The following is a 14,966-nucleotide window of genomic DNA, read 5'->3' on the forward strand; positions in this document are numbered from 1 at the left end:
TGGAGAATGGACATTCATCTGCGATCGCTCCGCCCCGTGCCCTATTCCCTGGAAAATGTCTTTATTAGTGTGGTGCAACGCACCGAACAAGGAACTGCCCAGGCAGCAACGTAAGTTTTGAGTGAATGCATCAGCTCTCATTCATGAAGCGAATCGTTTCTCAATGCATTAAAGAACTGTTGGGAAATAAGGGATAACACATCGTCGTATCCCGGAATGGCGCAGTATTTTGGCGAAGGACATCTGAACACTATCAAAAGGGCTTGATCTTGGATTCAGCGATCGCCCAATCTAATGCCATTCTGACTCCGGCAAATAGCACTAAACTTTCTAGCATCACAGCAAGTAATGGCAAGGGGGCAACTCCGCTTTGCCAGCCTATATCAAGCTGTGCCAATCCACGCACTAAGCCGAAGGCGGCAACAGCTCCTGATTTAAGGTGAACGTTTTGATCATGGCGAATCACATAGCGATAGGTGACGGCAAACAAAAAGCCCGACAGAACAGCAATGGCTCCACTGACTGCAAGGGTTACCCCAATACTGTCAGGATGCAGCGCCAATGAGTTCGTTGGAGCCAAGGACCACCTGCTATTAATCAGTGTGAACAGTGTGAACAGCATTCCGGCTGCGATCGCGCCGATGCCACCCGCTCTTAGTGATTCCCATCGCTCTATCCAACTAAGACGCGATCCTTCAATTTCCTGCTTGTTTTCTCGGACTGCTTCATTCACCTCAATCATTTTATTGCTCCCGTCCCACTGTTCTTTTCTATCCTTCAATTAATCTACGTTTGTGCGTGATGTTTTGCTGCACTGCGATTCCCACTTTGGACTATGATCAGTTTTGAAGATGTTTTGTAACAGTGTTTCACAGATTCCTATGGATATTTTGAGCTTGGGCTGGGTTGGTCTTTTGGTTGTCTTCACTTTTTCGATTTCGTTGGTTGTTTGGGCACGCAACGGGTTTTGAAGTGACTTTGTAGTGTGATTAAGCCTAAATAGGCAGAAGCCTGAGTTTTTTGGTCTAAGAACAACTCTTCAATACAACTGTGGAATATCCTGTTTTTAGCGTTCTGATTTTAGCAGCGTTTGGATTGTTGATAGCTGTCAGTGGTGGCGTAGCCTATCTGACTCTGGCAGAATGGCGCGATCTCCGCCGACGCGACGCCGAAGAACGTGCTAATCGACCTGCTCGCCGCAAAGGTTAGTTTCATTTCTAACCACTTAGTTTCCAATCCCTCATTTCTAGCCCCTCATCATGATTCAACAAGACAGTATTGCTGCTCACGGCGGCCAATTGGTCAATCGCATCGCCACTACCGCTCAACGACAAGAGTTTTTGGATAAAGCGGATTATTTGCCAGTGGTGCAGGTCGATGAGCGCACCGTGTCTGATTTGGAGATGATTGCGATCGGGGGATTCAGTCCGCTAACAGGCTTTATGGAAGAAGCAGACTACCTTTCGGTGGTCAATACCATGCGGTTAGCCAATGGCTTACCCTGGTCGATTCCGATTACGCTCTCGGTGACTGAAGAGGTGGCGGCACCGTTGAAAGAAGGCAGCTTAGTCCGGTTGGATGATTCCAAAGGGCGCTTTGTGGGAGTCTTGCAACTGACGCAAAAATATCACTACGACAAAAAGCAGGAAGCGCTGCATGTCTATCGCACCAACGAAGAAAAGCATCCTGGGGTGACTGTGGTGTATAACCAGGGCGCGATGAATCTGGCAGGTTCAGTGTGGCTGTTGCAGCGCGATCCGCATTCCAAGCTTCCCCTTTACCAGATCGATCCGGCTGAGTCGCGATCGCTGTTCCGTGAAAAAGGCTGGAAAACCGTAGTAGGTTTTCAGACTCGCAACCCGATTCATCGCGCCCATGAATACATTATTAAGTGCGCGTTGGAAGTGGTGGATGGGTTATTTCTGCATCCGCTGGTGGGCGCAACGAAAGAAGATGACATTCCTGCCGATGTGCGAATGCGCTGCTACGAAATCATGCTGGAACATTACTTTCCCAAAGACCGCGTGATTTTGGCAATTAACCCCGCTGCTATGCGCTATGCCGGACCGCGTGAAGCAATTTTCCATGCTCTAGTGCGAAAAAACTATGGCTGTACTCACTTTATTGTGGGGCGTGACCACGCGGGTGTGGGCGATTACTATGGCACCTACGATGCTCAATATATTTTTGATGAGTTTAAGCCTGAGGAATTGGGTATTTTGCCGCTGAAGTTTGAACACGCTTTCTATTGCACACGCACGGAGGGCATGGCAACAACGAAAACTAGCCCTAGTCTGCCTGAGGAGCGGGTTCATCTATCGGGAACGAAGGTTCGCGAGATGCTGCGCCGAGGAGAACTACCGCCGCCGCAATTTTCTCGTCCTCAAGTCGCGGCTGAACTGGCACGGGCGATGAAGGTCTTTGCTGAAAATCAGTACGAAATCTAGCTTATCTCGTAGGTTGAGTCATCTACCGATGCCAGAGCGATCGCCTATCATCGAAGCAACGCTCCTGCACAAGTTTTGATGGCTGAACTGGATTTTCGGGGCTACTTGCGATCGCTGCCTCACCCTAATTCTCAAGATTGGGGTGATCGCTATACGCCCACGCAAGTTGAATTGCCGTTGAAGGTGCAAACAGTTATCTCTCGCCAATCACAAGATCCGACCCAGCAGCGGCAAGAGCCGCCAGAACGCTTTGAGGTGCTGGATGGAGTGTTGAGATTCGCATCTGACCATGTTTTGCTGGTTGGCAAACCTGGCTCCGGCAAATCGACTGCCTTACAACGATTGTGTTGTGAAGAAGCACAAAAAGCTTTAGCAGTCATCGAGAACGGACAAGTAGATTTCACCATTCCGGTTTTGGTTGAATTACGCGATCGCCGAGATGGTTCAGTCGCGAACTGGATTCAGAAGTCACTGCGAAGAGTGCGATTGGATGAGGCGACGATCGAAGATTTGCTACTCGCCGGACGGTTTTTGCTTCTATTTGATGGCTTGAATGAGTTGCCCACCAGCGATGCGTGGGCAGCCTTGGATGAATTTCAACGTGACCAGGACTTTTGCGCTAATCCTCGTATCTTCACCACACGAGAACTGGGAGCGGGAGCAGATTTAGGCATTGAGAAAAAGCTGGAAATGCTGCCGCTGACCGAACCACAGATGCGGCAGTTTATCGAAAACCGATTGCCTGGGCAAGCAGAGAGCCTATTGCGCCAACTCAAAGAACGCTTGCGAGAACTGGCAGAAACTCCCTTGCTCTTGAAAATTCTCTGCGATGTGGTGCAAGACAGCCCCGATGGACAACTACCGCAAAATCGAGGTGAGTTGTTTCGCCAAGAATTTGTCCGACGCTACGAGAAGTTCAAACCATCCCATACCTTACCCACTTCAGGTGATTCCCGCCGTTTCACCGCCGAATTGCTCCAGCATCTCGCCTTCACCATGATTCAAGGAGATCCCCACACTGATCCTTGCAAACCTACTTCTTCCTGGTTAACTATCTCCAAAACGAAAGCCGAGAAAGTTTTAGAAGATTACCTCACAGGTCGCGTTGAAACTCCGGCTCAAAATGCTAAAGCATGGCTGGAAGACCTGTTGAGATTTAAACTTTTGGTTGTTAAAGATCTTGACCACATCGAGTTCCTGCATCAACTGTTTCAGGAATACTATGCGGCTGAAAAACTATTAGCTTTGCTTCCCACACTCAGCCATGCCGAACTGAAGCAAGATTATTTGAATTATTTGAAATGGACAGAAGTGATCGCACTCATGCTGGGTTTACTCCATAACGAAACTCAAGCTTTGCAAACAGTAGACTTATCTCTACAAGTTGATTTGAGGCTAGGAGCGAGATTAGCAGGAAGAGTGAAGTGGAGATTCCAGGAGCAAGCTGTGATGTTAGTCTCAAATCAAAAAGTAGATGAAAATTTACAGAATGAATTATTAGGCGAGACACGCTCTAGCATAGCAGAGACAAAACTGCTAAATATTCTACGTGATTCAACTTCAAGTAGTCTTAGAAGTGCAGCCTTTGCATTAGGGAAAGCTGGGTCTAGTCTAGCAGTACCCAAACTACTTGAATTGGCAAAAGAGCTAGATGGTGGATTACGGCAAACAGCTTTTAATGCATTGGAAAAAATTGGAACAGATGCAGCAATTTTAGGATTGCTTGACTTCGTTACCAACAATTCAGATTTTGACGGATCTTATAGAGGAATTTGCTCTCTGTTAGCGATGGATTCCGATACGGCTATTCCAAAGTTATTCAAGACTCTCGAAAATTCCAATCACGATACTCGTTGGAGAATTGCTCATATTATTAGCTCAGTAGTTCCAGAACAATTCTCAAAGGAATTTCTAAAACTTCTATACCCTTTTCGAGAGAACCCAGATCCTGGAATACAAGAAGTTATTACTTGTATTACCAATGAACTTAGTAAAAAAAATTCCCATTTGGAGTTCTTGATAACCGCTGAAATTAATTATTTAAACCATACACGTCCAGCTATGGACGCAATGTTTGAAAAGATGCGTTCACCAGACTGCGTTTTAAAGCTCTTAGATGATTTTGAGTCTTTAGATTGGATGGCACGTACAGGAATTGCTCGCACATTAGGAGAAATCGGTCTAGAAATTGCAGTCCCAAAATTAATTGAAGCTTTAGAGGATTTGGAGCCGAGTGTACGTGAAGCAGCAGCCGAGGCTCTGGGGAAAATTAATTCCGATATTGCAGTACCACACTTACTTAAAGCTCTTGGTGACGAGGACTATAGAGTTCGTAATGCTACCACTAAAACATTGGTAGAAATTAGCTCTGAGATGGCAATATTCGGGCTATTAACTGTTCTTAGACACACGGATTATTATGTACGACTGAATGCTGTTAGTGCCCTTTGTCAGATTGGTTCCGACTTAGCAGTACCAGGCTTGATTGATCTTCTAAATGATTTAGATTTTACTGATATTCATGAGAAGACAGTTGAGGCTTTAGAAAATATTGGTAATCCTCAAGCTCTACTAACTTTGTGGCAATACTACAAGAATATCCATTTCTGGTATGTGGCTAAATCTATTAATACAATTCAAAATCGTTGTGGGTTCTACAACTACGAAATAGCTCAGGTGTCAGTAGAGGAAAGGGAAAGGAAGAGAGGAAGTTTCACAAAGTCATCCATCACTTCAAATGATCAGCTTTACGACAATATTTTAATGACCATTTTTGATTCTGGTCGAAATATTGAATCAAGCCCAAAAGAGATCAGGAGTCTTGATGAAGAATCTCTCAGACACATTCTCATACATGCTGTTAATGCAAAGTACAGCAATGTGGCAGAAGCAGAAGCCTATAACAAAGGCGGAAAAACAGATATTTTGGTTCGTATTAATGGAGAAAAGATTTTAATAGCAGAGTGCAAAATATGGCATGGGGAAAATGGCTTAGCAAAGGCTCTTGATCAATTGCTTCAAAGATACGTTACTTGGCGCGATACAAAGCTTGCACTATTGATATTTAGCCGAAATCAAAAATTTTCTGATGTAGTTCAAAAGATCCCTCAAGAAATTAAGCAGCATCAATACTTTGTTCGAGAAGGAAATAGTAATTTAAAGAAAGCGTGGTTTCGATTTACAGTTTGTTACCCGGACGATCGCGATCGCGAATTAACTTTAACCATCCTGGCTTTTGATATTCCTTCCTAAATGGAGATTAGTTATGGCTAAAACACTAACCATTCAAATTCCAGATGGACTGGAACAGCAGCTAACGCTTCAAGCAGAGACACTCAATCTTTCTCTGGAAGAGTTTATCTTGCAGTCCTTAACTCAGGTTATTTCACCCCATGATCCAGATGATGAATCGAAGGAGAGCGTCTTAGCAGGTCTGCGCCAAGCATGGCAGGAAACGCGCGCCGGTCAGACAATTCCACTTGAGCAATTGTGGGATGACATTGATGCCTGACGAGCTTCCAATTGTGGTTCGGGCTGCACCTGAATTTCAACGAAGATTGCGTAAGCTTGCCAAACGCTATCGTCAAATCCGTGACGATGTGCAGCCAGTTCTTGAGCAACTTCAAGCAGGTGACTTTGCGGGAGAGCAAATTTCGGGAGTCGGCTACACTGTTCTCAAAATCCGCATTAAAAACAGCGATATTCAAAAGGGAAAAAGCGCTGGCTATCGATTAATTTATCAGGTTGAATCCTCCACGGCTGTTTTGCTGTTACTGATTTACTCAAAATCAGATCAAGAAGATGTAACAGCAGCAGAAATTAGAGAGGCGATCAGTGAATCATAACTAACATGAAGTATCACCCAGAATACCAAGGGCGATCAATGATGGTTGATTCTGTAATTTCAAGAAACGTACTCTGCCATCCAGTTTAGTAGCGATCGTAAGTGATTGCGTTTCTTGCTCACTACTTGCTGATGGATTCAAACGGTTCAGCGCCGAGGGGACTCGGAACCCACCCCGCGATCGCTTTGCGCTGTGCCACTAGCGGCTGTGAGTGAACAATGGGCAACCGAAGAACTTCTTGGTGCAAAATTTTATCTACTTGAGCATAGACCTTGGCTCTATCGGCTTGGGTTTGAAGCGCTCGTCCCTGATTCAAAAGTTGAGACACTGTTTCATTTTTCCAATTGCCGATGTCGGTGGTGGCACTAGGAGCATAGTGAGGAAAGTAGAAGCTATCGGGGTCGCCATAGTCCGCTGTCCAGCCCAGCATGAATGATTGATAGCCAGGAGGCTTACGCCGCTCTGCTAGATAGGCTGCCCAATCCTTTGTTTTGAGGCTGACGCGAATGCCAACAGCGCTGAGGTCGGCGGCAAAGGCTTCGGCAATAGGTTTAGGCGTAGGAAAATAGGGGCGGGAAACGGGCATGTACCACAGTTCTAGATCAAACCCGTTGGGATAGCCTGCTTCCGTCAGTAACTGTTTGGCCTTTTGGGGATCAAAGGGATAGGCGGCAAGGGCAGAATCGTTTGCCCAGGCAACTGGCTCTGGTAAAAAGTGGGGGTCGTGTTTGCCTAAGCTGCCCCAAAACGCTTGAACGATCGCGGGGCGGTTAATAGCATAGGCGATCGCCTGCCGCACCTTTACATCCGACAATGGCTTATAGCTAGGATTCAGCGCCAGATAGCCCACATTAAAAGATGGACGAGCGATCGCCGTTAAATTTGCATCTCCATCAATTTCTTTCTTTTGATCTGGTGCCAAATCCACGGTGAAATCGATCTGTCCAGCACGCAGTTGAGCTAGTCGTGCAGCAGGATCGGCAACAAAGCGGATGACGAGTTGGTTGGCTTTGGGAAACCCTGATCGCCAGTAGTTAGGATTTTTCTCTAAAACAATGCGATCGCCCGTGCGCCATTCTTTAAACACAAAGGGTCCGGTTCCCACTGCTAAGGAGCCCGGAGTGCCGTATTTTGCTCCGGCTTTTTTAACGGCTGTCGGACTGGCAATGCCAAAAAAGGCTGAGCCGATCGCGTTGGGAAAGGCGGCAAACGGCTGCTTTAGCCCAAACTGCACCGTTGCCGAATCTACAACCGTCACGGATTGCACGATGGAATTGGGTGTGCCTTTGAATCCACCAAAGACCTGTGACCATACCTCATAAATTTTGCCTGCGTTGCGGTAGCCTTGGGGATTGCTGGCATCCCACCAGCGCTCGACATTAAACTTGACTGCTTCGGCATTGAAGTCTGTGCCATCTTGAAACTTGACCCCTTGCCGCAGTTTGAATGTCCAGGTTTTGCCATCGGCAGAGGCTTTCCACTCGGTTGCTAAGGCTGGCTGGAGGTCGGTTGTTCCGGGTTTAAACTCCATCAGGCGATTATAAATTTGGTTTTGCACAATCAAGGAGTTGCCATCGGTGATATTTCCTGGCTCCAAGTTGACTGGCTGTCCGCCTGATCCATAGACTAAGGCGGATGAGGAAGATGCGGGGGTTCCACTGGAACTAGGTACGGAGGGTTGATTGCCTGCGGTGCAGTTGGTTAACACGATCGCGGCAAGAAACGCGATCGCTAGCCGCCAGCCTCGCCATTTTTGCATCTGCCATTTTTGCCAAATCATGTTTTCCCCTCTCCACCAAATTCCATCAAAGAACCTTACTTAGGATACGTCCTGATGCCAAATTTGTTTGGCAAACTATCCTCCTAAAAAATGAGTACAGTGTAGATCAGAGGGTTTTTCAGGATCAAAGCGCCTGCCTAGAAATCTTTGATACACTAGATTAGTTCATATTTACTATTTTATCCAGTTCATGAGAGCCAGCATTCAACAGCAGATATTGTTTATTCATCATGAAGATGTGCCGCAGTTCAAAAAGAGCGGCTCGGTGGTGCGGAACAGTTATTTTTGGGCACTGAAGGCGATCGCGGTTCACACTAAGCGACATGGCGACTGGGAATATGACCCCGAAGTATGGCTAGCACTTCAACGCCTATTACTTTCTTTTGCTGAATCGGGCTATCTTGGGCTGCGCGAAACCCAGTTAGAATTTGCTGTCGATCAAGAAATTCCACCTGTGCTAAAGCTGGTGGCAACCTGGGAATAAGCCAAGAAATTTTTTTACGATAATGAAACTAGTACTCTATCCCGCGATCGTGTAATAGAAACTCTCCTCAACTCAGTGCTGCATCGTTAAAGCCAATGGCTTTTGGCTCTTAGGTAAAAATCATCGCTCAGCCAAAATTGCATAAATATCCCGCTTCACTTGGTCTAGCAAGTCGCGGACTCGATTCATCTGCTCTACATCTCCACTCCGCGCTACTTGAGCTACCACCGTTGCCAATTCCGTCGCCGTGTTTCGTAACTCAGTAAACGCTTGAGACTTGCCTGCCGCTGCCTCTCTTGCAGGATTGGGAGAACCGTTATCTTGTTGATTACGATCAGCTAAAAGCTGCCGACCCATATCGGTAATTGTGTAAATGCGCTTGCCGCCTTCCGGCACACTGGTCAAAAAGCCGCCTTCCTCAAGCATTTGCAGCGTGGGATAGACTGAACCCGGACTCAGACGACGAAATCCTCCTTGGCGAGTTTCCATCTCTTTGATCAGGTCATAGCCATGGCTAGGATGATGAGATAGCAACTCCAAAAGAATGAACTTGACATCGCCACGTCGAACGCGAGTGTCATCAGGGCGATCGCCTAAAAAATCCTCATCTCGATGTCGTCCGTAAGGTCTTCCGAAGGGGCGATCGCGGGGTCTTCCGTGGTGAAAGCGATCGCTAACTGCTACTGGCTCAAAACCAACTTCTGCCCAGATTGGCATTGCCACATCGTTCCAAAACCTTCTCATTTTTTGTCATCCAATTACTGAGTTCAGTATAGCGATATATCGCGATATATCGCTATACTGAACTCAGTAATTGACAACATTAGGACGAAACACGGGTTGTTGCTGTAAATTTTCTGTTGGTATGGCATCTGCGTCAGGGTGTGGCATTTAGGCAATCAACTTGACGACTCAATTGCCGACTGACTGCCGAATGTTACGCCTCTACAGATCTCTGCACTCAACGGAAATTTATAGGTGAAAAAATATGGCGCACAACATTCCAGCGATGGCTGAATATGCGAATCAGTACAAAAATGCTTTGCTCAACGATGTCATCCCCTTTTGGCAAAATCACTCGCTTGATCATCAATCTGGCGGCTACTTTACTTGTCTCGATCGCGCCGGAAAAGTTTACGACGCCGATAAATTCATCTGGCTGCAAAATCGCCAACTGTGGATTTTTTCCACCTTCTATAATCAGCTAGAAAACCGAGCAGACTGGCTTAACATCGCCACTCACGGCGCTCAATTTCTGGCTCAACATGGTAGAGATAGCGAGGGCAACTGGTACTTTGCCCTCGATCGCGGCGGCAATCCTCTAATCCAGCCCTACAACATTTTTTCCGATTGTTTCGCCGCAATGGCGTTTAGCAAATATGCCCAAGCATCGGGTGAGGGATGGGCAAAGGACATTGCGCTTCAGGCATATGACAATGTTTTGCGCCGAAAAGACAATCCCAAAGGCAAGTACACCAAAGCCTATCCCGGTACTCGCCCAATGAAAGCTCTGGCAGTGCCGATGATTTTAGCAAACCTGTCGCTAGAGATGGAGTGGCTTCTGCCCGATGATCAACTGGAACAAGTTTTGGCTGCCACTGTGCAGGAAGTGATGACTGATTTTTTGGATCAGGAAAGTGGCTTGATGATCGAGAATGTTGCCCCGGATGGCTCCCTGGTGGATTGTTTTGAGGGACGGTTGCTCAACCCGGGGCATGGGATTGAGGCGATGTGGTTCATCATGGATATTGCTCAACGTCGCAATGATCTGTCAACTATTCAGCAAGCCGTGGATGTCATCTTGAATATTCTCAACGTTGCCTGGGATCAAACCTACGGCGGACTCTACTACTTCATGGATTCTCAAGGGCATCCGCCCCAACAATTGGAATGGGATCAAAAATTGTGGTGGGTGCATTTAGAGGCACTGGTGGCGCTGGCAATGGGCTATCGCCTCACCCGAAATGAAGCCTGCTGGACGTGGTATCAAACCCTTCATGACTATACCTGGTCACACTTTGCTGACCCAGAGTTTGGCGAGTGGTTTGGCTATCTCAACCGTCGTGGAGAAGTGTTACTAGATTTGAAAGGTGGTAAATGGAAAGGCTGCTTTCATGTGCCACGAGCGTTGTATTTATGCTGGCAACAGTTTGAAGCATTAAAAACAATTGATTCAATCAGCAATTGAGTTTAGTCAATCAGCAGTGCTTTATTCCCAAATTGCGAACGGTGATTACTCCATTCACTAAGTTATAGCGATCGCCATTTGGCAAAGTCATCCATTCCTCATCCATCCGAATGGGTGTGTTTGAGGCGATCGCCAGTCTCTAGCTTTTATTCCTTAATGCCTAGGCGTTATTTGCCCATTCCCTCGCCCAGTCAAGAGTCTCATGAACCTGATCCAAGGTTTTTGCTTCCGAGTAAAGCCGCAAAACGGGTTCCGTGCCGCTGAAGCGGATCAGCAGCCAGCGTCCATCTTCCAATCGAAATTTGTAACCATCGATTGCCAATACATCCACTACTTTTTGCCCAGCAATTTCGGTCAGGGGTTGGCTTTCTAATTGGTTCAACAGTCGCGCCCGTGCTTCCATCCCAGACAATGGTAAATCGATGCGATCGTAGCTAGAGAAGAAATCGGCGCGGGTTTGCAGGTCGTGGTAAATGTCGCTGAGGTCGGCGTTGAACTTGACGATCGCTTCTAACACATACAACGCCGACAGCAGGGCATCCCGTTCAGGGATATGGTTGCCATAGCCAATGCCACCAGATTCTTCGCCGCCAATTAACACCGGGGTTTCTAACATGCGATCGGCAATATATTTATAGCCAATCGGCGTTTCATAGACGGACAAGTTGTGCAACGCCGCCACTTTGGGCATCAAATCTGAACCGCTGATGGTTTTGATGAATTCACCCGTAAAGCCGCGATGGACAACGAGATGCTCCATCAAAATTGGGATGAGAATTTGGGAGCTGAGGAAGTTGCCCTGTCCATCGACTGCCGCAATGCGATCGCTGTCGCCATCAAACACCAACGCCACTACTAATCCAGTTGGGTGCTGTTGTCGATGGCTGTGAACCTGATGGAATAGTTCAGCCATATACTTGGGCAGTGGTTCGGGTGCGCCACCACCAAACAACGGATCGCGATCGCTGTTCACTTCGCGAATGGCAATGCCCAGCAATTGCTCCAAGCCGCCTGCTGCGGCACCATGCATCACATCTGCAAACACCGTCAGTTCACCGGTTTGAATCGCATCCCGAATCATGGAAATATCCACCTTCGTTCGTAGCCCTTCGCAGTAGCTTGTCCAGGGATTGAAGGTGGTGAGGCTGCCACTCTTGGCAGCGGGAGTAAACCCTTGGGGCAACCGCGCTTCAATTTGCTGTGTTACCGCTGGTGAAACAGAGCCGCCAAAGGCTCCTTTGACTTTCAAGCCAGAATATTTGCCAGGATTGTGGCTCGCAGTGATCACCAACGCGCCTAGGGCATTTTGCTGTTTTGCTGCCCAGCTAAAAGCGGGAGTGGGTGCGTAGCCATCCGACAGCAGGACATCAAATCCAGCTTGTTGAACGGACTCCGCTACTGCCGCCGCAAATTCTTCTGACAAAAAGCGGCGATCGTAGCCCACGATGACGGTGCGGCTGTTGTTGGTTTCGCTGCTATAGTTTTCTGCTAGCACTTGTGCCGCGATCGCTGCCACATAGCGCACCCGCTCAAACGTAAACTCTGCCGCAATCACACCCCGCCAACCATCTGTCCCAAACTTGATGCCGTCAATCAATGCCGCAGTCGGAGTGGATTGAGTCATAAACACGTTGCCTCGCACTTTTTTCATTGGGATTCCCCTCACGAGTGTATTCGCAACCGCAGGCGATCATCCACCCCTAAACAATGAACTCATCAAATCCTTACCAGCTACCGCCAGACCCGCCGCCATCACTACTGCCACCGCCAAAGTCGCTGCTGCCGCTATCACTGCTGGAACTGTAGCTGGAAGAACTATCGCTGGAAGAACTATCGCTGGAACTGTAACTGGAAGGACTATTGCTGGAACTGGAGCTGGAAGGACTATTGCTGGAACTGGAGCTGGAAGGACTATTGCTGGAACTGTAGCTGGAAGAACTATTGCTGGAAGAAATGTAGGAACTATCCCAGTCCGATGAACTACTGGAACTGTCGTTAGACGTTCTGGGACCTTGCTTAACTAAGTTCCGGCTTCTTAGCCCTTTCGCAATCTTAGAAACGATGGCATGGACAGGGAAGAAAAAGGCGACTGTAAATCCTCCCGCCAAAAGCCATAAGAGTAGATTCCATCGGGTGTTCATGGCATCTGATGCTTGAGCGGAATTGTTTGACGTAGGGGATGAGTCTAAAGCTTGGGCGATCGCCAGGGTTCCTGCCAAAGTGCCCTGATCAAACTTGCCTTGCTTGTATTGCGGTGTGACTTTTTGCGTCAGAATTATTTCTACCTTAGAACTGGGTAACAGCGTCGTGAGTCCGGTGCCCGTTTCAATTTCGGTGCGGCGATCGTTTTTGGAAATCAAAAACAACACACCATTGTTTTTACCTTGCTTGCCAATTTTCCAGGTGTTGAACAACTCTGTGGCAAACGCTTTTGAAGATTGAGAAGGCTTGGTAGTTGGCACAGTCACCACAGCAATCTCACTGCCGTTCTTTGTTTCTAGCCCAGTGGCGATACGATTGATTTCTGCTTCTGTTTGCGGCGTGAGCAAATCGGCGGTATCCGCAACCCAACTGTTCACCCGCCTCGGATTGAGGATATCTTGAACAGTAACCGCAAGGGCGATCGCAGATTGACTGAGAACGATAAGATTAACAATTCCAATCCCTACTATTGGTTTAATCATCTGCGGTTGTGCTCTCAGGATTGAAGAACTACTGCTGCTTTCAAGCAATAAATGCCAGGTTACAGATGGGAAATTGCCCGATTGACGCGATCGGGAATGGGTTCCACTTCGCCCGCCTTTTTGAATGTGATCAGGCGTTCATAGCGCGTGTTGCCATCATCATCTTTGCCCACGCTGCGGCTAAACCAAATTGCCTCACCAAATTTATTTGTGGGCGATCGCCGGGTGAACTGCTGCCCATTCCATTCTACGATCGCGGCTCCAGAGGGATCAGATTGCACGATGGTTGCCCCAATCATCGCCCAGTCGAAGCTGCGAAACTCTTCCAGTGTTTTTTGATAGTTGGGCGCTGCCTGGCTGACGGGGGCTAACCGTTCCAGCGATGCGGCAATGCGCTCCATGCAGTGGCTTGGCGCTGTTGAACCTCTAGCCACTGCTGCCATTGGTCCTGATTCAATAGGTCTTGATTCATAGATGGTTATTTTCAATCAATCATTCTATTTTCGCGCTTATCAAAGGTCTTCGGTAGGATTGGAATGGTCTATTGTGCGGCTACATCATGGCGTGGATTGAGTTGAGCCTGGATACAACTGCTGAAGCGGTGGATTGGGTTTGCACTCTGCTGGCGGAAGCTGAGAGTATAGAAAATCTCTCCATTACTAACTATCAGCCTCAAGCAGCTCCCGCTAGCTGGATGTTTAGGCTGTGTTTTTATGTGCCGCACGATCGCCGATCAAGGACGCGGGTGGATGCGATCGCTGAACTTCTCGCGCCGCTGCATCGAACTGGTTTAACCACAGAATTAGAGACCGCTGTTGTGGAGACTAAGTCTCTCACCGCATCCCAAAATTCCCCGATTCATCGCATTGGGCAGCGGTTTGTCGTGCTCGCAACTGATGCTTATCAATCCAGCTCTGATGAAATTCTGTTGCGGCTGAAGCCGAGTCTTGCTTTTGGCAGTGGCTTACATCCCGCGACAATCCTGAGTTTGCGCTTGTTGGAACGGCGCGTAGCTCCTGGCATGAAAGCGCTGGATCTAGGCTGTGGGTCGGGAATTTTGAGCGTGGCGATCGCGAAACTAGGGGCGCAGGTGTTGGCGCTGGATAATGACGCGATCGCGGTGCAAGCGACCCAGGCAACGATTCAGGACAATCAGGTGGAGGCTCAAGTCACGGTGCAATGCGGCAGCTTGGGCAACGGCAGCAGCTTGGGACATTGGATGAGCAACACGCTAACCCAGGAAGTTGCCACTATTCAAGCCTCTAACCTGGATTTGATCGCCGCCAACATCCTGGGACGTATCCACATCACCCTTGCCGCTGACTACCGCAAAGCCTTGCGCCGAGAAGGACTGCTGATTACCGCTGGATTCAACACTGATCAGGAATCTGAAGTTGTCGCAGCACTGCAAGCCGTGGGGTTTGAAGCGCTGGAATATGAGCGATCGGAAGATTGGGTGGCGATCGCCTGGTCTAGCCGCCATTCACAATAGAAGATAGATTTTGCCACGCCTTAAAACCATAGCAAGCAATTATTTG

15 protein-coding genes are annotated in these 14,966 nt (G+C 48.0%); 9 read left to right on the plus strand and 6 right to left on the minus strand.

Going from position 1 to position 14,966, the window contains the following annotated elements:
* Positions 1–253 precede the first annotated feature (253 nt).
* Complete coding sequence (locus tag JOY44_RS04750) at positions 254–742, minus strand: hypothetical protein (protein ID WP_242541713.1); 489 nt, start codon at positions 740–742, stop codon at positions 254–256.
* Between the two features lie 139 nt (positions 743–881).
* On the opposite strand from JOY44_RS04750, the gene petN reads away from it, so the two are divergent.
* The 6 genes from petN (at position 882) to JOY44_RS04780 (ending at position 6,292) form a co-directional block, all read left to right on the plus strand.
* Positions 882–971 carry a cytochrome b6-f complex subunit PetN gene (gene petN / locus JOY44_RS04755; protein ID WP_009555764.1) on the plus strand — a complete coding sequence of 30 codons (90 nt, stop codon included), beginning with the start codon at positions 882–884 and terminating at the stop codon, positions 969–971.
* Between the two features lie 79 nt (positions 972–1,050).
* Complete coding sequence (locus tag JOY44_RS04760) at positions 1,051–1,209, plus strand: hypothetical protein (protein ID WP_171572559.1); 159 nt, start codon at positions 1,051–1,053, stop codon at positions 1,207–1,209.
* A 50-nt stretch (positions 1,210–1,259) separates the two neighbouring features.
* Complete coding sequence (gene sat, locus JOY44_RS04765) at positions 1,260–2,447, plus strand: sulfate adenylyltransferase (RefSeq protein WP_171572560.1); 1,188 nt, start codon at positions 1,260–1,262, stop codon at positions 2,445–2,447.
* Positions 2,448–2,741: 294 nt separating this feature from the next.
* On the plus strand, positions 2,742–5,699 hold the full coding sequence (locus JOY44_RS04770; RefSeq protein WP_203031934.1) for a HEAT repeat domain-containing protein: 2,958 nt from the start codon (positions 2,742–2,744) through the stop codon (positions 5,697–5,699).
* 13 nt (positions 5,700–5,712) lie between these two features.
* Positions 5,713–5,958, plus strand: a complete 246-nt coding sequence (locus JOY44_RS04775; RefSeq protein WP_171572562.1) for a hypothetical protein — start codon at positions 5,713–5,715, stop codon at positions 5,956–5,958.
* On the plus strand, positions 5,951–6,292 hold the full coding sequence (locus JOY44_RS04780) for a type II toxin-antitoxin system RelE/ParE family toxin (protein WP_171572563.1): 342 nt from the start codon (positions 5,951–5,953) through the stop codon (positions 6,290–6,292). Before JOY44_RS04775 ends, JOY44_RS04780 begins: the two co-directional genes overlap by 8 nt.
* A 121-nt stretch (positions 6,293–6,413) precedes the next feature.
* Here JOY44_RS04780 and JOY44_RS04785 read toward each other — a convergent pair whose 3' ends face one another.
* Positions 6,414–8,072, minus strand: a complete 1,659-nt coding sequence (locus JOY44_RS04785) for an ABC transporter substrate-binding protein (RefSeq protein WP_242541714.1) — start codon at positions 8,070–8,072, stop codon at positions 6,414–6,416.
* Positions 8,073–8,262: 190 nt separating this feature from the next.
* Between JOY44_RS04785 and JOY44_RS04790 the strand changes: the two genes are divergently transcribed.
* A complete protein-coding gene (locus tag JOY44_RS04790; protein WP_171572564.1) occupies positions 8,263–8,556 on the plus strand; it encodes a hypothetical protein in 294 nt (97 codons plus the stop codon).
* Positions 8,557–8,676: 120 nt separating this feature from the next.
* Here the strand turns inward: JOY44_RS04790 and JOY44_RS04795 are convergent, their stop codons facing one another.
* Positions 8,677–9,300, minus strand: coding sequence for a PadR family transcriptional regulator (locus JOY44_RS04795; protein ID WP_197984960.1), 624 nt, complete (start codon positions 9,298–9,300; stop codon positions 8,677–8,679).
* A 244-nt stretch (positions 9,301–9,544) separates the two neighbouring features.
* Between JOY44_RS04795 and JOY44_RS04800 the strand changes: the two genes are divergently transcribed.
* A complete protein-coding gene (locus JOY44_RS04800; RefSeq protein WP_171572565.1) occupies positions 9,545–10,744 on the plus strand; it encodes an AGE family epimerase/isomerase in 1,200 nt (399 codons plus the stop codon).
* 160 nt (positions 10,745–10,904) lie between these two features.
* Here JOY44_RS04800 and JOY44_RS04805 read toward each other — a convergent pair whose 3' ends face one another.
* From JOY44_RS04805 to JOY44_RS04815, 3 genes are all read right to left on the minus strand, one after another.
* Complete coding sequence (locus tag JOY44_RS04805) at positions 10,905–12,395, minus strand: phosphoglucomutase/phosphomannomutase family protein (RefSeq protein WP_197984961.1); 1,491 nt, start codon at positions 12,393–12,395, stop codon at positions 10,905–10,907.
* A gap of 73 nt (positions 12,396–12,468) precedes the next feature.
* The gene (locus JOY44_RS04810) at positions 12,469–13,428 is read right to left on the minus strand and encodes a TPM domain-containing protein (protein WP_171572566.1); all 960 of its coding nucleotides are present in this window, start codon (positions 13,426–13,428) and stop codon (positions 12,469–12,471) included.
* Between the two features lie 59 nt (positions 13,429–13,487).
* A complete protein-coding gene (locus JOY44_RS04815) occupies positions 13,488–13,871 on the minus strand; it encodes a single-stranded DNA-binding protein (RefSeq protein WP_171573703.1) in 384 nt (127 codons plus the stop codon).
* Positions 13,872–13,987: 116 nt separating this feature from the next.
* Between JOY44_RS04815 and JOY44_RS04820 the strand changes: the two genes are divergently transcribed.
* Complete coding sequence (locus tag JOY44_RS04820) at positions 13,988–14,920, plus strand: 50S ribosomal protein L11 methyltransferase (RefSeq protein ID WP_171572567.1); 933 nt, start codon at positions 13,988–13,990, stop codon at positions 14,918–14,920.
* Positions 14,921–14,966: the final 46 nt, after the last annotated feature.

This window comes from Leptolyngbya sp. Cla-17 (assembly GCF_016807185.1).
Classification (GTDB): domain Bacteria; phylum Cyanobacteriota; class Cyanobacteriia; order Leptolyngbyales; family Leptolyngbyaceae; genus ULC077BIN1.